Origin of the sequence: Fuscovulum ytuae, from assembly GCF_029953595.1 — a bacterium.
GTDB classification, from domain to species: domain Bacteria; phylum Pseudomonadota; class Alphaproteobacteria; order Rhodobacterales; family Rhodobacteraceae; genus Paragemmobacter; species Paragemmobacter ytuae.
Genome location: NZ_CP124535.1, coordinates 245338 through 265994 on the forward strand (window position 1 = coordinate 245338; position 20657 = coordinate 265994).

The 20657-nt window shown below is 65.4% G+C and carries 23 protein-coding genes; 4 read left to right on the plus strand and 19 right to left on the minus strand.

Translation table 11 applies throughout. From position 1 onward, the window contains the following. Positions 1 to 7 precede the first annotated feature (7 nt). The 4 genes from chrA to QF092_RS01185 all read right to left on the minus strand — a co-directional run bounded on the left by chrA (position 8) and on the right by QF092_RS01185 (position 3997). Positions 8 to 1276 carry a chromate efflux transporter gene (gene chrA / locus QF092_RS01170; RefSeq protein WP_281466813.1) on the minus strand — a complete coding sequence of 423 codons (1269 nt, stop codon included), beginning with the start codon at positions 1274 to 1276 and terminating at the stop codon, positions 8 to 10. A gap of 193 nt (positions 1277 to 1469) precedes the next feature. Next, positions 1470 to 2003, minus strand: a complete 534-nt coding sequence (locus tag QF092_RS01175; protein ID WP_281466815.1) for an adenine phosphoribosyltransferase — start codon at positions 2001 to 2003, stop codon at positions 1470 to 1472. Positions 2004 to 2215: 212 nt separating this feature from the next. Then, on the minus strand, positions 2216 to 3037 hold the full coding sequence (locus QF092_RS01180; RefSeq protein WP_281466817.1) for a hypothetical protein: 822 nt from the start codon (positions 3035 to 3037) through the stop codon (positions 2216 to 2218). A 75-nt stretch (positions 3038 to 3112) separates the two neighbouring features. Then, complete coding sequence (locus QF092_RS01185; RefSeq protein WP_281466819.1) at positions 3113 to 3997, minus strand: S-methyl-5'-thioadenosine phosphorylase; 885 nt, start codon at positions 3995 to 3997, stop codon at positions 3113 to 3115. 109 nt (positions 3998 to 4106) lie between these two features. Between QF092_RS01185 and QF092_RS01190 the strand changes: the two genes are divergently transcribed. After that, positions 4107 to 4691: a dimethylsulfonioproprionate lyase family protein gene (locus QF092_RS01190; RefSeq protein WP_281466820.1), complete on the plus strand. Its 585-nt coding sequence runs from the start codon at positions 4107 to 4109 to the stop codon at positions 4689 to 4691. A gap of 27 nt (positions 4692 to 4718) precedes the next feature. Here the strand turns inward: QF092_RS01190 and QF092_RS01195 are convergent, their stop codons facing one another. After that, complete coding sequence (locus tag QF092_RS01195; protein ID WP_281466822.1) at positions 4719 to 5303, minus strand: flavin reductase family protein; 585 nt, start codon at positions 5301 to 5303, stop codon at positions 4719 to 4721. A 97-nt stretch (positions 5304 to 5400) separates the two neighbouring features. On the opposite strand from QF092_RS01195, the gene QF092_RS01200 reads away from it, so the two are divergent. After that, positions 5401 to 5886 (plus strand): GNAT family N-acetyltransferase, encoded by a 486-nt coding sequence (locus QF092_RS01200; protein WP_281466825.1) that lies wholly within the window; start codon positions 5401 to 5403, stop codon positions 5884 to 5886. A 44-nt stretch (positions 5887 to 5930) separates the two neighbouring features. After that, a complete protein-coding gene (locus QF092_RS01205; RefSeq protein WP_281466827.1) occupies positions 5931 to 6689 on the plus strand; it encodes an EcsC family protein in 759 nt (252 codons plus the stop codon). A 4-nt stretch (positions 6690 to 6693) separates the two neighbouring features. Here QF092_RS01205 and QF092_RS01210 read toward each other — a convergent pair whose 3' ends face one another. From QF092_RS01210 to QF092_RS01240, 7 genes are all read right to left on the minus strand, one after another. After that, a complete protein-coding gene (locus tag QF092_RS01210) occupies positions 6694 to 7041 on the minus strand; it encodes an AAA+ family ATPase (protein WP_337250650.1) in 348 nt (115 codons plus the stop codon). 5 nt (positions 7042 to 7046) lie between these two features. Beyond that, complete coding sequence (locus QF092_RS01215) at positions 7047 to 8117, minus strand: endonuclease/exonuclease/phosphatase family protein (protein ID WP_281466829.1); 1071 nt, start codon at positions 8115 to 8117, stop codon at positions 7047 to 7049. Between the two features lies 1 nt (position 8118). After that, positions 8119 to 8817, minus strand: a complete 699-nt coding sequence (locus QF092_RS01220) for a TerB family tellurite resistance protein (RefSeq protein ID WP_281466830.1) — start codon at positions 8815 to 8817, stop codon at positions 8119 to 8121. 31 nt (positions 8818 to 8848) lie between these two features. Then, the gene (locus QF092_RS01225) at positions 8849 to 9337 is read right to left on the minus strand and encodes a GNAT family N-acetyltransferase (protein ID WP_281466832.1); all 489 of its coding nucleotides are present in this window, start codon (positions 9335 to 9337) and stop codon (positions 8849 to 8851) included. Further along, a complete protein-coding gene (locus tag QF092_RS01230) occupies positions 9334 to 9945 on the minus strand; it encodes a VOC family protein (RefSeq protein ID WP_281466834.1) in 612 nt (203 codons plus the stop codon). Before QF092_RS01230 ends, QF092_RS01225 begins: the two co-directional genes overlap by 4 nt. Positions 9946 to 9948: 3 nt before the next feature. Further along, a complete protein-coding gene (locus QF092_RS01235) occupies positions 9949 to 11502 on the minus strand; it encodes a Ppx/GppA family phosphatase (protein ID WP_281466835.1) in 1554 nt (517 codons plus the stop codon). A 96-nt stretch (positions 11503 to 11598) separates the two neighbouring features. Then, positions 11599 to 13788, minus strand: a complete 2190-nt coding sequence (locus QF092_RS01240; protein ID WP_281466837.1) for an RNA degradosome polyphosphate kinase — start codon at positions 13786 to 13788, stop codon at positions 11599 to 11601. A 161-nt stretch (positions 13789 to 13949) separates the two neighbouring features. Here QF092_RS01240 and QF092_RS01245 point away from each other — a divergent pair, with 161 nt between their 5' ends. Then, a complete protein-coding gene (locus QF092_RS01245; RefSeq protein ID WP_281466839.1) occupies positions 13950 to 14666 on the plus strand; it encodes a DUF1194 domain-containing protein in 717 nt (238 codons plus the stop codon). Positions 14667 to 14756: 90 nt separating this feature from the next. On the opposite strand, the gene QF092_RS01250 is transcribed toward QF092_RS01245, so the two are convergent. The 7 genes from QF092_RS01250 to QF092_RS01280 all read right to left on the minus strand — a co-directional run bounded on the left by QF092_RS01250 (position 14757) and on the right by QF092_RS01280 (position 20524). Further along, complete coding sequence (locus QF092_RS01250; RefSeq protein ID WP_281466841.1) at positions 14757 to 15176, minus strand: cytochrome C; 420 nt, start codon at positions 15174 to 15176, stop codon at positions 14757 to 14759. Between the two features lie 94 nt (positions 15177 to 15270). Continuing rightward, a complete protein-coding gene (locus QF092_RS01255) occupies positions 15271 to 15954 on the minus strand; it encodes an ABC transporter ATP-binding protein (RefSeq protein WP_281466843.1) in 684 nt (227 codons plus the stop codon). After that, a complete protein-coding gene (locus QF092_RS01260; protein WP_281466845.1) occupies positions 15947 to 17230 on the minus strand; it encodes a lipoprotein-releasing ABC transporter permease subunit in 1284 nt (427 codons plus the stop codon). The genes QF092_RS01255 and QF092_RS01260 overlap by 8 nt, the downstream gene beginning before the upstream one ends. 108 nt (positions 17231 to 17338) lie before the next feature. Further along, entirely contained in the window at positions 17339 to 18004 is a 666-nt protein-coding gene (gene trhA, locus QF092_RS01265; RefSeq protein WP_281466847.1) for a PAQR family membrane homeostasis protein TrhA, read from the minus strand. A gap of 171 nt (positions 18005 to 18175) precedes the next feature. Further along, the gene (gene proS, locus QF092_RS01270) at positions 18176 to 19513 is read right to left on the minus strand and encodes a proline--tRNA ligase (protein ID WP_281466849.1); all 1338 of its coding nucleotides are present in this window, start codon (positions 19511 to 19513) and stop codon (positions 18176 to 18178) included. Between the two features lie 61 nt (positions 19514 to 19574). Beyond that, positions 19575 to 20171: a DedA family protein gene (locus QF092_RS01275; RefSeq protein WP_281466851.1), complete on the minus strand. Its 597-nt coding sequence runs from the start codon at positions 20169 to 20171 to the stop codon at positions 19575 to 19577. Continuing rightward, a complete protein-coding gene (locus tag QF092_RS01280) occupies positions 20168 to 20524 on the minus strand; it encodes a hypothetical protein (protein ID WP_281466853.1) in 357 nt (118 codons plus the stop codon). The genes QF092_RS01275 and QF092_RS01280 overlap by 4 nt, the downstream gene beginning before the upstream one ends. Positions 20525 to 20657: the final 133 nt, after the last annotated feature.

Sequence of the window (20657 nt, forward strand, 5' to 3'; positions counted from 1 at the left end):
TTGCCGATCAGGGGGAAAGCGGCTGGTCCAGACCGGCCAGGTGGAGCAGAAATCCCCCCGCCGCTGCCATCAGAAGGACAAGAGGCAGCGGCATATGCCGCCGCAAGAGCAGCCACCCCGCGATCAGGGCCAGCGCGGCAAAGCCGGGGCGAAAGCTTGCCAGATCGGGCGCGATCAGGTCCGCCGGCCCAAAACCTGCCCGACCAATCCGCGCGAAAAAGACATGGGCCGCGAACCACAGCGCGAGGTTGGCGATCACCCCCACCACGGCGGCCATGATGGCCTGAAGCGCGCCGCCAAGGCGCGGGTCGGCGGTGATCCGGGCAATCCATGGGGCACCGGCGAAGATCATCAGGAAAGAGGGCACGAAGGTCGCCCAAAGCGTCACCGCCGCCCCGGCCATGCCCATGACCCAGCCGCCATCGCGATATGCGGCCATGTACCCCACGAATTCGGTGACAAGGATCAGGGGGCCGGGCGTGGTTTCTGCGAGGCCGAGGCCGTCCATCATTTGCGGCAAGGTGAGCCAGCCCTTCTCTTCGACCACCGCCTGCGCCATCCAAGCCAGCACGGCATAGGCCCCGCCGAAGGTGAGCAGGGCGAGTTTCGCGAAGAAGGCGCCGATTTCGGCCAGAATGCCGCCCTCGGCTGCCCAGAGCAGGGCAAGGGGCGCAAGCCAGACCACCGACCAGAGAAGGATGGTCGCCAAGGTGCCGCGCAGCGCGGGGGCGGGGGGCAGGGGGCCAGCCTCGCCCCTTGCGGCGGCAAAGCCCCAAAGGCCCGCGATCAGGATCACCACGGGGAAGGGGGCGTTCAGCGCGAAAAGGGCAAGAAAGGCGAGCGTTGCGATGACCAGCGCCGCGCGGCCTTTCAGCGCGCGCTTGGCCAGACGCAAAAGCGCCTCGATCACGATTACGGCGACGGCGGCTTGCACACCGGAAAAGACCGCCTGCACAAGGGGCAGCGTGCCATAGGCCGCATAGATCATGGAAAGCGCCAGCACCACCGCCGCCCCCGGCAGGACGAAGAGCCCACCCGCAATCAGCCCGCCCAGCGTGCCGCGCAGCCGCCAGCCCGACCAGGTGGCAAGCTGCATCGCCTCTGGCCCCGGCAAAAGCATGCAAAAGGAAAGGGCCGAGAGGTATTCCTTTTCCGTCAGCCATTTGCGGTCATCGACCAGCATCCGGTGCATCAGCGCGATCTGCGCGGCAGGGCCACCAAAGGACAGAAGTCCGATCTGGCCAAAGCTGCGGAAAAGATCGCGTAAGGATGTCATCGGGCGGAGATAGCCTGCCGCCCGTGACGGGACAATGACAGGGTCGCGCCTTTAAATGGGAAACCCCGCCGGGGTGAACCGGCGGGGGGGTGGGGTTGTGGTCCCTGCAAGCAGCGCCGGGGTGGGTAGCCCCGACGAGACTCAGTCTTAAGGGCACGGGGTTAAGAAAAGGTTAGCGGCAAGATGCTGCGCGTCAGAGCCCTTCGAAGGCGCACAGGGCATGCACATCCATCCCCATCCCTTCCAGCCGTTTCCGGCCACCCAGATCGGGCAGGTCCACCACGAAGGCGCAGCCGATGACCTCGGCCCCCAGCCGTTCGATCAGCTTGATCCCTGCCTCGGCCGTGCCGCCCGTGGCCAGAAGGTCATCGACCAGAAGCACCTTCTCGCCCGGCTGGATGGCGTCGTCATGCACCTCGACCGTCGCCTCGCCATATTCGAGCGTGTAGCTTTCCGAAATCACCGCCCCTGGCAGCTTGCCCTTCTTGCGGATCGGGATGAAGCCGGTGGAGAGTTGATGCGCCACCGCGCCGCCAAGGATGAACCCCCGCGCCTCAAGCCCTGCGACCTTGTCGATGGGTTGGCCCGCATAGGGGGAAAGGAGCTGGTCCACGCACATCCGGAACCCGCGCGGATCGGCGAAGAGGGTGGTCACGTCGCGAAACAGGATGCCCTCATGCGGGAAGTCGACGATGGTGCGGATGTAATCCTTGACGGTCTTGGCCATGGCGTCCCCTTTGGTCGTGTTCCCCTTGATGTAGCGGGCCGTTTCAGGGGCGTCGAGAGGGGCTGGGCCGACCGGGGGGGGCAGCGTCGGACCTTGCGGTCCGTCTGCCCCCCGCCTGCCGGGGCATGACGGCCTGACGGCGGCGCGGGTGGCGAGGTTTTTTTGAGTATTTGGGCCAAGATGAAGCGCCAAGCGGAGGGTCTTTTCTAGGGTCAGTCCAGCCGGGGGGCCTGCACATGCATCCAGTCGCGGTTGCGCGCGCGGCCAAGCGAGGTCCAGCCTTCGGATTCCCAGATTTCCCAGAAGGGTAGGTAGTCGGGCCGGGCGAGGCGGGCGCGATCGGCCCCCCAATGCAGGCGGTTTTCGGTATCGTCGAAATCATAGGCAAGGCCCCAGGCATGCATGGACCAGCGGCTTTCGCTGCCGCGCATCCGGCGGGGGGCGTAGTCGCCTGAAAAGATATCAAGCCGCAGGTCGCGCAGCCTTTCGGCCCCGTAATGCAGATGGATGCGGTGCAGGATGCGGGTGACAGAGGCGGCGGTTGCCTCATGCGCCCAGAGGAAGGCGCGCGTCTCGGCCAGGTTCCAGGCGATGCGGAAGGGCCAGGGGGAGGGGACCTTGACCATCGGCGGGGTAAAGCCGCCCGGCTGCCCATGCGGGCCGAAGGTGGCGGTCACCTCCCGCTCGGTCGGCCAGAGGGCCGGGGGGGCGGGACGCAGGTCGCGCCAATCGGGGCGCTGCCCCGTCTGGTGCAGGATGAGAAGTGCGGTCACGGCATAATCCGTCTGCGGGCCCCAGAGCCCGTCGATCGGCCCGGGATCCATGCCATCCCTGCGCGCCAGCGCCTGAAGACAGGCAATCGCGCGGCGACGGGGGGGCCAGACCTGCCAGCCCTTGGGCAAGGGGGGCAGGCTGGCAAGCGCGGTGCGGATGGCGGCATCGCTGCGGGGACCGCGCGTGCCGTCGGCGGGGCCGGGATCATGGCCCAGCGCGGCAAGGCGGCGTTGCAGGAAACGGATATGAGAGGCGCGCATGGGGCTTGGCCTTTGTCATGAGGACGGGCCGCCATTGCGCGCCGGCAGGGTTTACCGGGGCTTAAGCGTGCGCACTCAGCCCGCCGCTGCCCCGCCCAGCACCCGCCCCGCCACGGCATCAAGACGCGCCAGAAGGTCTGGGTCGCGCTTGTCGGGCGCGGTCATCAGCGCCATGTCCAGCGCGCGGTCGCAGCCATGCGGGCAGGGCGCGCGGTCAGCGCCAAGGCGCGCGGGCAGGCCTGCCACAAGGGCGCGGGCATTCCCGGCATTGGCCGTCAGCGTGGCGATGACGGCGGCCACATCCACCGCATCATGGCCCGGATGCCAGCAGTCGTAATCCGTGACCATCGCGACCGAGGCATAGCAAAGCTCCGCCTCGCGGGCGAGTTTCGCCTCGGGCATCCCCGTCATGCCGATGACATCGGCACCCCAAGAACGATAAAGCCGCGATTCGGCGAGGGTGGAGAATTGCGGCCCCTCCATCGCGATATAGGTGGCCCCCTCATGCACCGTGACGCCCGCCCCACGCGCGGCATCGGCGCAGGCGGCGGACAGGCGGGGGCAGGTGGGATGGGCAAAGCCCACATGGGCCACGCAGCCCGCGCCGAAAAAGGATTTGGGCCGCGCGAAGGTGCGGTCGATATATTGATCCACCACGACGAAATCGCCGGGGCGGAAATCTTCGCGCAAGCTGCCCACGGCAGAGACGGCCACCACATCCGTGCAGCCCAGCCGTTTGAGCGCGTCGATATTGGCGCGGAACGGCACGTCAGAGGGCGCATGGACATGGCCGCGCCCATGGCGGGGCAGAAAGGCCATCGGCACGCCGTCCAGACGGCCCAGCAGCACCTCATCCGAAGGCTTGCCCCACGGGGTTTTCACCTTCACCCAGCTTGCGCCTTCCAGCCCGTCGATCTGATAGACCCCGGACCCGCCGATCACGCCGATCATCGTCTTCATCTGTCGCCCCCTTGATGCCGCAGGCAGCTTAGGCGGGGCAAGGCGGGGCGGGAAGGGGGATGCGTGCGCGGGCGTTCCGTGCTTGGGTGCGACAAAAGGGGGGCGGGGCATGGATGCGGTCGAACTGGCGGCGGGGGTGAGGGCGGCCTTCTTGGCAGCGGGGGCGGAGGAGGCGCTGGCGGGCTGGCCCGCGCTGCACATGACGCGCGCGGTGGGGCCTTCGGTCTTGCCCGTCTGCGCGGTTCTGGATGCGGCGGTGGCGGGGGCGCCCGATGCCTTTGCGCCCTTGGTTGCAGGCTTGCGCGACGGGGCTGCGGGGCTGCGCTGGGGGCAGACCTACGGGGTGGCGGATTTCGGGGCGGATTTTCTGCAGGGCTATGGCTGGACCGAGTTGATCGGTCTGCGCGGCCCGATCGCCAGTAAGACGGTGGCGGTGGGGTTCCTTGTTCTTGGGCCGGGGGTGGCCTATCCGCCCCATGCGCATGAGGCGACCGAGGTCTATCTGCCAGTATCGGGGGTGGCGGAATGGCAGCGGGGGGATGGTCCTTACGCGCCCGTCTTGCCGGGTGAGGCGATCCGGCATCCGTCATGGATGCCGCATGCGATGCGGACGGGGGCGAAGCCTCTGGTCGCGGCCTATGTCTGGCGGGGGGGCGATCTGGCGGCGAAGTCGCGGATCGTCGGTATGGGGTAGGATGGGCAATATTGCCCATCCCCTGCGTCACGTCTCGCCCGGTCGGTGCAGTTCGAACACCTCTGACACCACCGCGTAATCCCGATACCCCATGCGCGCCAAAGGCTGGAACCGCGTCACGTCGAACCGCCCTGCAACAAGGCAATCGTCGCGCAGGTGGATTCCCACCACTTCACCGATCACCAGAAAATTGTCGCGCCCGCGCAAGGGGATGATCTCCACCACCGTGCATTCCAGCGTGGCGGGGGCATCTGCGACGCGGGGGGCGTCGATCACCGCGCATTCGGCCTTTTCCACCCCGGCTTGGGCGAATTCATCCACCTCGGCCGGCAAGCTGGCCGAGGTTTCGGACATCGGATGCAGCATCGCGGCGGCCACGATATTGACCGAAAACACGCCCGTCGCGCGGATATTCGTCAGGCTGTCCTTCACCCCGGTGGAGGCAAAGGTCACCTGCGGCGGGCTATAGGCGGCGGCGTTGAAGAAGGAATAGGGGGCAAGGTTGTCGCCCTGCGGCCCGCGCGTCGCGATCCAGCCGATGGGGCGGGGCGTGACGATGGCGTTAAAGGGATTATGCGGCAGGCCGTGGCCATCGGCGGGGCGGTAGAACATGGTTGGGCGGCTTCCTTCGGGGGCAGGATTGCTGCGATTTGAACCTGTCGTATTCACATGTTACGGGCGGTTCCAGAGGAATCGAAAGGCCGCCCGCTTGTACCGTCTGGACGAGGAAACCGAAGAGGATTGGTGGGAGGTGGAGGCGCTTTACGACCTCTGCTTTGCGCCGGGGCGCACGGCGCTGTCGTCCTATCGGTTGCGGGATGGGGTGCCGACGGTGGCCGCGCTCTGCCTGACCTTGCGGGATGGCGACGGCACGCTGGCCGCCGCGATCCGCTATTGGCCGGTGCGGGTAGGGGGGCGCGATGCGCTGCTTCTTGGCCCCGTGGCCGTCCACCCGACTCGGCAGGGCGAGGGGCTGGGGGGCCTTCTGATCAATGAAAGCCTTGCCGAGGCCCGCCGTCTGGGGTGGGAGCGGGTGATGCTGGTGGGCGACGCGCCCTATTATTCGCGCTTCGGGTTCCACAAACTCTCGGGTGTTGAGATGCCGCCCCCCACCAACCCCGACCGGGTGCTGGGCCTTGCCCTGAAGGCGGGGGCTTGGGATGGCGTTACGGGCATAGTGACGAAAGCGACCTGAACGCGCCCCTTGCGGGCCGCGCGTGATGCGCCCACATTCGACCTATGGAAACCCTGCCCGCCATTGCCGCCCCCGACCGTAGCGCCGAGATCGCGGCGCTGGCCCGCCGCTATCGCCGTGCCAATGGGCCGGTGATGGCGCTGGTCAATCGCGTGGGCGGGCGGCTGGAAGATCGCATGGGCAGCTTGCCCGATGGGGTGAAGGCGCAGATCGGGGCGGTGACGGAACGCGCGCTTCTGGCTGCGCATGGGCTGGCCGCGCAGGGCGACCGTGCGCCCGATCTGGGGCGGCAGGGGCCTTTGGCTGCGGCGATGGTCACGGGGGCCTTGGGCGGGGCGGGGGGGATTGCCACATCCGTTGCCGAACTGCCCGTTACGATCACGGTGATCCTGCACGCCATCCGCCGCGCGGCACGCGAGGCAGGCTATGACCCTGACGATCCCGCGATCCGGGCGGAATGCCTGCGCGTCTTTTCGGCGGGCAGTCCCTTGGCGCAGGATGACGGGGTGAACACGTCCTTCCTGTCGGCGCGGTTGACGGTGACAGGTCCGGCGCTGGGGCAGGTGATCGCCACTGTCGCCCCGCGCCTTGCCACGGCCATGGGGCAGAAACTGGCCACACAGGCGGTGCCCGTGCTGGGGGCCGTGGCGGGGGCCGCATTGAATGCGGCGTTCCTGCGCTATTACCGCGAGATGGCAGAAATCCGTTTCGCCCTGCTGCGTCTGGCCGAACAGCATGGGGCAGAGCCGATCCTTGCGGCCTTTTCAAAGGCCGTCACCCCGCCACGGATCACCAAGCTATAGGGGGTCAGAGGTCGATGCCCGGCGCCTCTGGGGCCGGAGGGGCGACGGGCGGCGCATCGGGTTTGCGGCGGATGATGATATCGCCGTTTTCCAGCATTTCGGGCATCTGGTAATAGGTCATGCTGTCAATCATGCCCATCAATTCGTCCATTGCGGGCTTCATCTCGCCAAGGGCCTGACCCATGCCCTCCAACGCCGGTTCCATTTCCTGACGGAACCCTTCGAAGAACAGCGACAGCCCGCGTTCCATCAGGCTGGGGCCATCTTCGGGTTCAGCCGGGCTGGCCTCCTGCGCGGCAAGCGGCATGGGGGACAGAAGGGCTGCGGAAAGAAGGGCGGCGCGGATCATCATGTCCTTTAGATGGTGTCAGATGGCCGGGCCGCAAGGTCCAGCGTGACGGGGAAATGGTCCGACGCGGTCAAGAGCGCCGCACTTAACCCCGGATCGGCGGCAATCGCCGCATCATCCTGCGGATGCCAGATGCGCCAGCGCGGGCGGCCCGCGCAAAGATCGGGCGAGACCATGATGAAATCCAAAAGCGCCTCAAGCCAGCGGCCTTCGGGCGCAATGAAGAAGCGCGCGGTCGATGGGGCCACCCCCACCCTCTGGGTGATGGCCATCACGGCATGGGGGTCTTGCAGCCGGGTGTCGCGCGGGCCGTCAAGGCCCATCACCACCTCGACCCCCGAACGGCCAAAGAGGCGTTCATATTCGTCCAGACCGGGGCCATCGTTCAGATCGCCCAGCACGATCAGCGGATCGCCCTTTGCCAGATGCGCCGCCACGCGCTGGCGCAGCCAGAGGCATTGCGCCAATTGCTTGCGGCGGTTGTCGATGGCGATGCGGATGGATTCGGCCCCGTTGCGGGCACCATGCGGGGCCTTGGATTTGGCATGCACCCCGATCAGGCGCAGCGCCGCCCCGTCGCAGGTGACCGACAGCTCAAGGGGCGGCTTGGAAAAGCGGATCACCTCGCTGATCCCATCGGCATCCAGATCATAGCGGAAGGCCGTGTCGAACCGCGGCGCGTCATGCCCGCCCTGCCGGGACGCGGGGTCGCCTTGCGGATCGTGCTGCACCGTCAGGCGGTCGGGGTCGTAGAGAAAGGCAATCTCTTGCTCCGTTTCGGACGGATAGCCGATGATCGCCTTCCGCGCCCGGATGCCCGCCTGTTCGGCGAAACGGTCCAGCGCGCGGGTGGTGGAGCGTTTGGAGCCGGTATCGGGTGCCTCGATCACCATGATCCCATCGGCATCCAGCGCCCGGAACACCACTGCCAGCGCCTCCAGCTGCGCCTTGCGCGTGATCCCATAGCGTCCCGAAGGGCCATCATCCGCCATCGGATGCCCATGGTCATCAAAAAGCGCGTTGAACCATTCCACGTTAAAGGTGGCCAGCCGCAGCCAAGGCCGCCCCGCCCCGGCCATGTCACGCGGCCTGTTTGGCGGAAATCTCTTCCCAAGCCGCGTTCAGCGCGATCAGGCGGCGTTCGGCCAGCTTGATCGCCTCTTCCGGCACGCCGCGCGCCAGCATCCGGTCGGGGTGGTTTTCCTTCACCGCACGTTTCCATGCCGCCCGCGCCTCGTCCAGCGAAGTGCCGGGGGGAATGCCCAGAACGGCATAGGGATCGCGCGGCGCGCCTTCCACGAAACTGGCGCGCAGCGACCGGAAACAGGCGTCCGACAGGCCGAAGATCGTGGCCACCTCGCGCAGAAATTCATCCTCGCGCGGGTGATAGGTGCCATCCGCGACGGCAATCAGAAAGAGCCCCTCCATCAGGTCTTCCAGCACGTCGCGGTGATCGGCGCCGAACATGCGCGCGATCTTCTTGGCATAGGCGTCAAACCCCGCCACATCCTGCCGGGCCAGATTATAGACGCGGGCGGCATTCGCCTCTTCGGCCTCGTCCAGCGTGAAGACGCGGCGGAAGGCCGTCACCTCATCCTTCGTGACCTGCCCATCGGCCTTTGCGATCTTGGCCCCCAAGGCGATGACGGCGATGGTGAAGCCCACGGAAAGTTCGGGCTGCGTGTCGACATTTCCCTGAAGCTTGTCGAAGACAACCGAAAGCGGCTCGCCTTGCGCGAGGGCGGACAGCGCTTCGGCGATGCGGGACCAGATCGACATAATCGGATGATAGTGCGGTTTGATGGGGAAGTCAGGCTAGGAACTTCTGCATCAGCACCAAATCCATCGTCCGCCCGAATTTGAACCCCACCCGTTGCAGGATCGCCACCTCGGCAAAGCCTAAGGCCGCGTGAAAGGCCCGTCCGGCGGGGTTTTCGGCGCTGACCCCCGCGAAAAGGGACATCGCGCCGCCCGCGCGGGCATGATCTTCCAGCGCGGTCATCAGGGCGCGGCCAAGGCCCCGGCCCTGCGCGGTGGGGCCAAGAAGGATCGTATGTTCCATGGTGCGGGCATAGCCCACGCCGCCGCGAAACTGTGCATAGGTGGCAAAGCCAAGGATTTCGCCGCCCTCTTCGGCCAGCAGAAACCCATGCCCATCGGCGTGCCGCGTGCGGATCATGGCGGCGATGTCGGCATCGGATTTTTCGGCGGCGTTGAAGGTGATGGCCGTTTCGCGGATCACCGGGTTCCAGATCGCGGCGATGGCCGGGGCATCGGCGGGCGTGGCGTCACGGATCATGCCAGCACGCGGTCGCCTTCTGGGGTGGCGATGATGGCGCGCAGGGCGGGCGGGCCTGCCACGACCACCACGCGGGGGTCATTCAGGGATGCCAAGGCCGCGCGCAGGGCGGGCGCATCGGGATGCGCCACCTCCAACCGCATGAGGCGCGCGCCATGGTCGGGCAGGCGGGGCGCGGGATGGGCCGCACCCTCCCATTCGATCAGGGCAGGGTAACGGTTGTCGAAGGGCAGAATGCCGTTCGCAGGCACCGCCATGCGCCAACGGAAATCGCCGCGCGCCAGCGCGACGGGGGTTCCCGTGCCTTCAGGGGCCAGCGCCAGCGCGGCATCAAGATCATCCGTGGCGCAAATCCAATTGGTCAGGCGGGGCGGTCCGGTAAAACGGTCCAGATCGAACCAGCGCGGCCAAGCGGGGCCTGTCTGCGCCGGATCGGGGGCGATCACCTCAAGGTAAAGATCGGGGCCAAGCGACAGAAGGCGGTTATGCGTGGCCATATGTGCATGCTGCCCGCCGGGGGCAAGCGGCAGGCCCAAGGCCGCCTCGACCGCCCCCGCGCCGTCTTCCAGCGCAAGGCAAGATACGGCAAGATGGTCCAGCCGCAGCATCCCTTACGCCGTCACGATCCGCGTCGTGGCCTTCATCGCCAGCGCGAGCGAGGCGAAACGCGCCTGCGCCACCTCGCCAAACAGGGCTTGGCCACGTTCGGTCAGGGTCAGTTCCAGCACCTTCTTCTTGGCCTGCCAGCGCAAGCTGCCCGCCTCGGCCGGATCGGCGATGGAAAACATGGCGCCAAAGCGCATGGCCTTGCCCAGTACCTCAGCCTCTTGGATCTGCTGATCGGTCAGCAGCCGGAACAAAGGCTCCAGCCGCGACCCGGACCGCGAGTTCTTGTAGCGGTGCAAAAGCGACAGGCCCAGGAAGACACGGCCCGGATGATCAAGGCCCCCCAGATTGGCGCGGGTGGCATTGTCGAAACAGACCTCGGCCCGGTAATCGGGATGCGCGCGCCATGTCGTGTCATGCAAAAGACAGGCGGCCTTGATCAGGCGCAGCCGTTCCTTGTCGGTCTCTTTGAACAAAGGCAGCAGGAAATCATACAGCTTCTTGCCGAAACCGGGGATGCGGGCCGAAGTCAGTTCGGCCATCCGCGCCGCTTCGATCAGCGGGTCGCGGCCGCGCAGGCGGGTGGGCATCTGTTCATACAAAAGCCCCTCGCGGATGCCATAGGCGGATACGTCAATCTCGGACGGTTTCAGGATGCGGATCAACTCGCGCAGCACTTCGCAGGCCAGCGGGACCAGTTCCATCCGTTCCGATGAGGTGCCGGTCTTCGCGCGCAGGATCGCTGTGTCGCTGCCGGCGATCCAATCCAGCGTATCGGTCAGGCTTTCGGGCGTCATGCGGTATTCATGCAGCACGGTCAGCGGATAGTTGCGCCGTTCCATGTCCAGCCGGGCGATGACGCGCCATGACCCGCCGACAAGGTAGATGCGTTCGCCCGTGGATTTGATCGAGGCCTGCGCCGTGCTGATGACCCTTTCGATCAGCTTGCGCCGCTTGCCCGCATCGCCCTTCACCTGTTGCAGTCGAAAGGGGCCAAGCGGGGTCGAGACGCGCTTTCCCACCTTGCCATCCCCAATCCGGGCCAGTTCCATCGAATTGCCGCCGATGTCGCAGACCACGCCCTTCGCTTCGGGCCAGCCCAAAAGCACGCCCTGCGCCGACAGCCGCGCCTCTTCATCCCCGTCGATGACCCAAAGCTTCAGCCCCGTCTCGCGCAGCACCTCGGCCTGAAAATCCGGCCCATCCTCGGCCTCGCGCGTGGCGGCGGTGGCAACGACCGTCAGGGGGGCGATCCCCATGCCTTCGGCCAAAAGGGAAAATCGTTTCAGCGCGGCCAGCGCGCGCTGTCGTCCCTGCGGGTTCAGGCGGCCCGTTTCATGCAGGCCCTTGCCCAGCCCGCACATGATCTTTTCATTGAAAAAATAGGCCGGGCTGCGCGCCGCCCCGTCAAAGACCACCATCCGAACCGAGTTTGACCCCACATCCACCACCCCCACGCGCGATAGCGCCCGGGCAGAGGGGTCATCAAACAGCGGGCGACCGAACGGCCCCCAATCCTCGTCACTGCCGATCTCGGAGGCTGTGGCGGTATTGATCATGGGCAGGGTCCTTCGTCTTCTGCGCTGCAAGGTGGCGCGGAAGGGGGGCTGCGGTCAAGGATTCGGGATCGTGAATATGGCCTGCCTGACCTTGCGTCACCCGGCCGCCGGATCGTCTCGCAACTGTGCGAGTCGCTGCACATCCTTGGCCCCCGCTGTGCCGCGCCCCGAAAGCGACGGGTTTTCCATAAAGAAACGGTGGCAATTGAACAGCACGCCATCCTTGGGCGCCAGTTCCCGGTGATAGCTGCCATCCGGGCGCAGGACCCAGCTTTGCGCCTCATCCGCCAGATTGGCGGCCATGATCTGCCCTTCGATCTGCGCCTTCACGGTTGCGTTCTTCACCTCGACCAGCGTTTCAACGCGGCGGTTGAGGTTCCGCCCCATCCAATCGGCCGAAGACAGGAAGACCCGCGCCTTTTGCGAGGGCAGCCCATGCCCCGACCCGAAACAGACGATGCGCGAATGTTCCAAGAACCGCCCGACGATGGATTTCACCCGGATGTTTTCCGACAGCCCCTTCACCCCCGGCCTGACGCCGCAGATACCGCGCACGATAAGGCTGATCTTCACCCCCGCCTGAGATGCCGCATAAAGCGCATCAATCACCTCGGGGTCGATCAGGCTGTTCATCTTGGCCCAGATTTCCGCAGGTCGCCCGGCCTTGGCATGCGCCGCCTCTTCCGCGATCAGCGACAAAAGGCGCGGCTTCAGGCTGATGGGGGAAATCGCAAGGTTTTCCAGCCCCTCGGGCTGCACATAGCCCGACAGATAGTTGAAGACCTTCGTCGCATCCCGCCCCAGCGCCGCATCACAGGTGAAGAAGGACAGGTCGGTATAGATGCGCGCCGTGATCGGGTGATAATTCCCGGTCCCGTAATGGGTGTAGGTGACAAGGTTGTCGCCCTCGCGCCGCACCACGGTGCTGATCTTGGCATGGGTCTTGTAATGGATGAAGCCATAGACGACATGCGCCCCCGCCCGTTCAAGGCGGCGCGATTGGCGGATATTGGCGGCCTCATCAAAGCGCGCCTTCAATTCCACAAGCGCGGTGACAGATTTCCCCGCCTCTGCCGCCTCGCACAGGGCCGAAACGATCGGGCTGTCCCATGAGGTCCGGTACAGCGTCTGCTTGATCGCGAGCACATTCGGGTCACGCGCCGCCTGTTCAAGGAAGCGGATCACAAGGTCGAAGGACTCATAGGGGTGATGCAGCAGGATATCCTTCTGTCGGATCGCGGCGAAAAGATCGCCGTCATGATCCTGCACCCGTTCCGGCACGCGCGAGGTGAAGGCGGGCCACAGAAGATCGGGGCGTGACGAAAGGACCAACTCCTTCAGATCGGCAATCCCCAGAAGACCACGGATTTCCACGACCATATCCTCGGTCACCGCCAATTCGTCCATGATCAGGGCGCGCAGTTCCGGCGGCGCTCCCGCGGACAGTTTCAGACGGATCACCTCGCCCCGCCGCCGCCGTTTCAGCGCGGTCTCGAATTCGCGGACCAGATCTTCGGCCTCATCCTCCACCTCCAGATCGCTGTCGCGCAGCACGCGGAAGATGCAATGGCCCCGGTCGGTATAGCCGGGGAACAGCATGTTCAGGTGCAAAAGCAGCAATTCTTCCAAAGGCAGGAACCGATGCTCGCCCGGCTTGCCCGGCAGGGCGACAAAGCGCGCAATCTGCTGCGGGATGGGCAGCAGGGCCTGAAGGCTGCGCTTGTCGCTTTCGCGTTCCAGTTCCAGCGCCAGCGAAAAGCCCGTGTTCGGGATGAAGGGGAAGGGATGCGCCGGGTCGATGGCCAAGGGCGACAGAACCGGGAACACCTTGTTCAGGAAGTGCTCTTCCAGATGTTTCAGGTCGCGCGCCGTCAGCTTGGACCGCGTCAGGATCACGATCCCCTGCGCCTCCATTTCCTTCTTCAGCTTGTTGAAAACGCTCTGCTGCGTTTGCATCAGGCGGCGCGCATCGGCATGGATCAGCGCCAGCTGGTCCGCCGGGCTGCGCCCATCTTCCGACAGAACCGCATTCCCCGTGCGCACCAGCGCCCGCAGACCCGCCACTCGGACGGTGTAGAATTCGTCAAGGTTGGTGGCCGAGATCGACAGGAACCGCAGCCGCTCCAAAAGGGGGACGGCGGGGTTCGACGCCTCATCCAGCACGCGCCAATTGAAGGCCAGCCACGACAGCTCGCGGTTGAAGAACCGCAAGGGTCCTGTGCGTTCCTCTTCGGGAAGGGTGACAGGGGCGGGGAAGGCGGCTTTGAGGAAATCGGACTGTGTCATGGCACGCGGGGGTAAGGGGCGAAAGCAACGATATGATGACAGATGATCACCCGCGCGCGGAACTGTCCAGCACCCCGCAAGACGCAGGCGCGGGGGAGGACGCAGGCGGCGCACCAATTCGTGATCGCCTGCGCCGCATGGTTGGCCCTACACTTCTTACGATGCGTATTTCCCTCCTATCCCTTTTTCTTCTGGCCGCCCCCGTTCACGCCACCGAAGTGGATTTGGAACTGGTGCTTTTGGCCGATGCGTCAGGGTCCATCGATCAATCCGAAATTGACCTGCAACGGCAGGGCTATGCGGCGGCGATCACCCATCCCGATGTGCTTTACGCCATCTCGTCCACCCTGACCGGGTCCATCGCGGTAACCTATGTGGAATGGGCGGCCAATCAGGTGGTGGTGGCCGATTGGGCGATCATCACCACGCCGGAGGATGCGCAGGCCTTCGCCGACCGCCTGCTGGAACCGCCCCGCCTTGCCTCGGGCCGCAATGCCATTGGCGCGGCGCTTCTGGCGGGCAAACGGCTGATCGAGGAAAATGACATCACAGGCCTGCGCCGTGTGATCGACTTTTCCGGCGATAGTGCAAACAACTGGTCCGGCCCCTCAATCGAAGAGGCGCGGGCCGACGTGCTGGCGGCAGGCATCACGATCAACGCGCTGCCCCTGATGCGGTCCCCTGCCGATGGTTGGGACAGCCCGCTTGTGCAGATTTATGAAGACCGGATCATCGGCGGCCCCGGTGCCTTTCTGGTGCCCGCCGATACCGGCGCGCGCTTTACCGAAGCGGTGCGCCGCAAGCTGATACTTGAGATCGCGGGTAGCCAGCCAGAAGCAGGCGCTATCCCTACCGTCGCACCCAATAGCGCCCCTTGATGGGTCTGTGCCGATCCATCGCGTTGGCCCCCAAAATGCTGCCTTCTGTGGCCACAGTTTGCGGCACAAAAGGCGGCACGAAACCCGGCCCTATTTCTGCAATGTTTTCAAATACTCGGCCAGATCGACAAGGCGGATCGGCGTCGGCGTCATGATGCCATCGCCACCGTCATAAGGCACAAGGTCGCCATCCAGCAGCGCCGCGAATTGCGGCATCACCCGCCCGCCATCCTGCCCGCCCGTATAGCCCCAGATTTGCGCCATCACCCGCGTCGTGGGAAAGCTTCCGCCATTCCCTTTGGCAAGCGCTGTCAAGTCGGCGGGTTTTTGCAAAAGACCCTCGGCCATCTCGCCATCGCCTACCCCAGAGGGGCCATGACACCCCGCGCAAAAGGCGGCGTAATCGGCCGCGCCCGTTGTCTGTTCGGCCGTTTCATCGCCCGGAAGGACACAGGCCGCAAGGCCGAAAAGCGCAATCATGCCAATGGGATATAGGAATACACGCTGCACTGTCGCCTCCGTCTTTTGTGATTGGGTCCAGTCAATCACAACCCCGCGCGACGATCAATGTCCGCGCCAAGGAGAGGCTGTTAGCCGCCCATCCCTAGACCTGCGTGACCAACCCCTGATCCAGCCGCACCACGCGATCCATCCGTGCCGCAAGGTCAAGGTTATGCGTCGCGATCAGCGCCGAAAGCCCCGTCTCGCGCACCAATTCCATCAATGTGGCAAAGACCTGATCGGAGGTGGCAGGGTCAAGGTTTCCGGTCGGTTCATCCGCCAAGAGAAGCTTTGGCCGATTGGCCAGCGCGCGGCAAAAGGCCACCCGCTGCTGTTCCCCCCCCGACAGCGCCGCAGGCCGATGCGCCGCCCGCCCATCTACCCCCACACGGGCCAGCAAATCCATCGCATGCCGTTCCGCCACAGGCTGCGCCACGCCATTGGCCAGTTGCGGTAAGACTATGTTTTCCAAGGCAGAAAACTCAGGCAGCAGGTGGTGGAACTGGTAGATGAAGCCCACATCCCCGCGCCGCGCCTCGGTCCGCGCGCGGTCCGAAAGCCCCCCCATCTCGCGCCCGCCATGCAAGACGCGGCCCCGGTCGGCCGTATCCAGAAGCCCCGCGATATGCAAAAGCGTCGACTTCCCCGCGCCCGATGGGGCCACCAGCGCCACCACCTCGCCCCGGGCCACGGTCAGGCTTGCACCCCGCAAGACGATGACTTCGCTGGGTTTTCCCCGGTTATAGCCCTTTTCGATCCCATCAAGGGTCAGCGCCGCCTCACTCATAGCGCAACGCCTCTACCGGGTTCATCCGCGCCGCACGGCGGGCGGGAAACAGCGTGACGACAAAGGACAAAAACAGCGACAACCCCACCGCCGACAAGACATCGGCAAGCTGCAACTTGGCCGGCAGGGCATAGATGCCCCGGATCGACGGGTCCCAGACCCCGCCCCCGGCCATGTAGTTCACAAAGGAAAAGATCGGGTCGATATAGATGGCAAAGAGGCACCCCAACACCACCCCTAGGGCCGTGCCGACCAGCCCGGTTGAGGCCCCGCAAAGGAAGAAGACCCGCATCACCGCCCCTTCGGTCAGCCCCATGGTGCGCAGGATGCCGATGTCGCGGCCCTTATTCTTTACCAGCATGATGAGGCCCGAAATGATGTTCATCGACGCGATCAGGACAAGGATCGACAGGATGATGAACATGATATTGTCTTCAACATCCAGCGCCCGCAGGAAGGCCCCCGAACTGTCGCGCCATGTCCAAAGCATCCCGTCCGGGCCAGCAGCGGCCAAAAGCGGACCGGACAGGTCATCCACCCGTTCGGGATCGGCCACCATCACCTCGATCTCATCGGCGCGGCCTTCCTTGTTGAAATAGGCCTGCGCCTCGTCGAAGGGCATGTAAAGCCGTGTGCGATCAATGTCATAGCGCCCGGCGGTGAAGATATAGACCACCTCATAGGCGTTCACGCGCGGGCTGGTGCCGAAGGCGGTCTTCACCCCCGAAGGCGCGATCACGCGGACACGGTCGCCCAGACCCACGCCCAATTCGCGCGCAATGCCGGAACCGATGGCGATCCCTTCGGCAAAGCGGGCGATGTCACCTTCCGCATTCGCGCCGATGCCGATGCGGGGGATGGCCTCCAGATCGGCGGGGCGGATGCCGAATACCTCGGCCCCCGTGGTGCCTTCGCCCGCCGTCACCATGACCTGACCCTTGATCAGCGGCGCCGCGCGGGTCACGCCCGGCACCTCGGCCAGCCGGGCGGCGAGGGGGTCGTACGCCTCAAACCCCCGCACCAACTGGCCCGTCTCGGACACGCGGCCTGCGGAATAGACGGTGACATGGGCATTGGCCCCAAGGATCGTGCCCACGAACTCGGCCCGGAACCCCGCGCGCACCGAAAGCGTGGCGATCAGGGCAAAGACGGCCAGCGTGATGCCGATCAGGCTGATCCACGTCATCACGCTCACCCCGCCCTCGGCGCGGCGGGCGCGCAGATAGCGCCAGGCGATCATCCATTCAAAGCGCGAGAAGGGGGCGGTGCTGGCCATGTCCTGCCTGTGATGGCACCCCAAAGGGGCGTTGCGCGCGGACAGTGTCGGCAAGCCCGGCGAAGGTCAAGCCGCCGCCCATCACGGGCGCGTCACGATGGCATCCTGTTACCCCGCAACGGCCAGCGCAACGGCGGCGAAATGCAGGCCCGCCGCGACGGCAACGAAAAGATGCCAGATGGCGTTGTGAAATTTCAGCCCGTGCCAGCGGTAAAAGCCCACGCCTGCCACGTAAGTCACGCCCCCCAGCGCCAAAAGCCAAAGCGAGGCCAAAGGCAGCGCCTCGCGCGCAGGGCCGATTGCCGCGACACCCACCACGCCCAGCGCGATATAGGCAATCACCGACAGCCGATCATAGCGCCCCGGAAGCGCCACCTTCACGACAACCCCCAGAACGGCCCCAGCCCAGACGATCCCCGCCAAGAGGGCGGCGAAAAGCCCGTCCTCAAACTGCACCACGACGGCGGTATAGGTGCCCGCGATCATCACATAGATGGCCGAATGGTCGAACCGCCGCAGCACCCATTTCAGCGCCGAATTGGGCACCATGTTATAGGCCAGTGAAAAGCCGAACATGGCGAAATAGCCCGCCGCGTAAACGGCAAGGGCTGCGAAAATCCCGATCTCGCCCTGCGCCAGAACATGGCCCAAGAGCACGGCAAAGGCGATTACACCCGAGAGCAGCGCCACGGCATGCACGATGCCATCGGCAAGCAATTCCCCCGTCGTGAAGGGCCGCTTTTTCAGGCGCGGATGGTCGGTGGGCAGGGACATGGGGCACTCCGTTTCAAGACCCACAGGATGCGGCCCCCATGGCCCAAGTCAACGTGACAGCCGCGCCCCTGACGCCACGTCATGCCCTTCATCTTGGCCTGAAATACTCCGGGGGGAGCGGCCCTGAAGGGGCCGTGGGGGGCTGGCCCCCCATCGGCTTGCCTATTCCGCTTAGCGTCCGGCGTAGATCTGGACGAGGCGGTCCACCGCGGCCTCAGGCGACATCTCTTCGCTTTCGCCCGTGCGGCGCGAGGTCAGTTCGACCACCCCATTGGCCAGCCCGCGCGGGCCGACCGTGATCCGCCACGGCAGGCCGATCAGGTCCATCGTCGCGAATTTCGCCCCCGCCCGTTCGTCGCGGTCGTCATAAAGCGCCTCAAGCCCTTTGGCCGCCAAGGCCTTGTAAAGCCCCTCGCAAGCGGCATCCGCAGCGCCGTCGCCCTGTTTCAGATTGACGATCCCCACCGGGAAGGGGGTCACGCCTTCGGGCCAGATGATGCCCTTGTCATCATGGCTTGCCTCGATGATCGCGCCCAGAAGGCGGCTTACGCCAATGCCATGCGATCCCATCTCCACCGGCACGCGCGACCCGTCGGGGGTCACCACCGTGGCCCCCATCGCCTCGGAATATTTGGTGCCGAAATAGAAGATCTGGCCCACTTCGATGCCCCGGCCCACCTTGCGATGCGCCTCGGGCACGGCGTTGAACACCGCCTCGTCATGGGTTTCGTCGGTGCGGGCGTAAAGCGTGGTGAATTCCTCGCAGACCTTGGCCACCTGCGCGCGGTCGTCATAGTCGATATCCCGCGCGCCGAGTTTCAGCCCCGTCACCCGGTCGTCATAGAAGACTTCGGATTCCCCGGTCTGCGCCAGCACAAGAAATTCATGCGTATTGTCGCCACCGATAGGGCCCGATGCCGCGCGCATCGGAATCGCCGTCAGCCCCATACGTTCATAGGTGCGCAGGTAGCTCACCATGTGGCGGTTATAGGCATGCAGCGCCGCATCGCGGTCGATGTCGAAGTTATAGCCGTCCTTCATCAGGAACTCGCGGCCCCGCATCACCCCGAAACGGGGGCGCATCTCGTCACGGAACTTCCACTGGATGTGATAAAGCGTCAGCGGCAGGTCCTTGTAGCTGTTCACATGCGACCGGAAGATGTCTGTGATCATCTCTTCATTCGTCGGCCCATACAGCATCTCGCGCTTCTGGCGGTCGGTGATGCGAAGCATTTCTTGGCCGTAGTCGTCATAGCGACCGGATTCGCGCCACAGGTCTGCGGGTTGCAGCGTGGGCATCAGAAGGGGGATATGGCCCGCGCGGACCTGTTCCTGATGCACGATCTCTTCGATGCGCTTGAGCACGCGATAGCCCAGCGGCAGCCAGGAATAGATGCCCGCCGCCTGCTGCTTGATCATCCCCGCGCGCAGCATATAGCGGTGCGACACGATCTGCGCTTCGGCAGGGTTTTCCTTCAGGACGGGCAGGAAGTAGCGGGTCAAGCGCATTTTGGCCTCGTGTGAAACGTTTGGCCCCGTTCCTAGCCGGAAGGCAAGGGCAGGGCAACGGTCAGCGCGCCGCCGCCCGTTCGGCGCGCAGCACGATCACCAGCCAGACCAGCGCGCCAAGCGCCACCGCGCCCGCGGCGAGGGCGGCCAGCAGATCAAAGGCCATGTCGGATGCAGCGGCAAGGTTGCCCGGCACGGCATAGCCCACGCCCACGTAAAGCGAGACCCAGACTGCCTCTCCTGCCACACCCCAAGCGGTGAAGCGCGCCCAGCTTTGCCCCGCCGCCCCTGCGGCAAGGTTCACATAAGGCCCAAGCGCCGAAACCAGCCAGCGCGACAGGAACACCGCCACGCCGCCGCGGCGGGCCAAAAGGTCGGTTGCCTTTGCCACGGGGGCGGCGCGGCTGCCCAGCCGCATAATCAAGGCACTGCCGCCCAGACGCCCGGCTGCATAACCCGTCTGATCGCCCGCCACCGCCCCGGCCAAGGCAGCCCCCGCGCTGCCCACCAGCGTCAGATCGCCCGCCGCGACAAAGCCCCCCGCCACCAGCATCAGAAGCGAGGCGGGGATCGGCAAGGCAAGGCAGGACAGAAAGGTCGACAGCGCCAAAAGCCAGCCGCCATAGGTTGGCACCAATCCCAAGAGCCAATCTGTCACGGCTTGCCATCCTTGGTCGCGCCCGCCTGTTCGGCCAGAAGGGCCGCAATGGCGGCCTCCACCTCTGTGATCACTTGGGTGACGGGCACGCTGCGGATGGTGGCGATCTCTTCCAGCGTCAGGGGGCCCCCATTCGGCACAGGCAGATCCGCCAGCCGGTCGATCTCGCGCGGGTCAAGCCCCCAGCTTCGGCCCAAATAGCCCACCGTCATCCAGGCTGCGACGGGTTCCTGGCGATGCGCCTCCCAATAGATCGCCCGCAGCGTGAAGCGCCCCGCAAAGAACATCGCAAGGCAGAGCGATAGCGCAAGGATGGACATTACATAGGGATGGCGTCCGAATAGGCGGATCATCTGGCCCTCCGGCCATGGCGGGTAACACCGCGATCATGGCGCAGCTTGATGGCCGAGGGAACCCCGCTGGCGCCGAGGGCACGTCCGTTCACGACGCATCACGCTTTCGACAAGGGTTGAAATGCAGGCATCC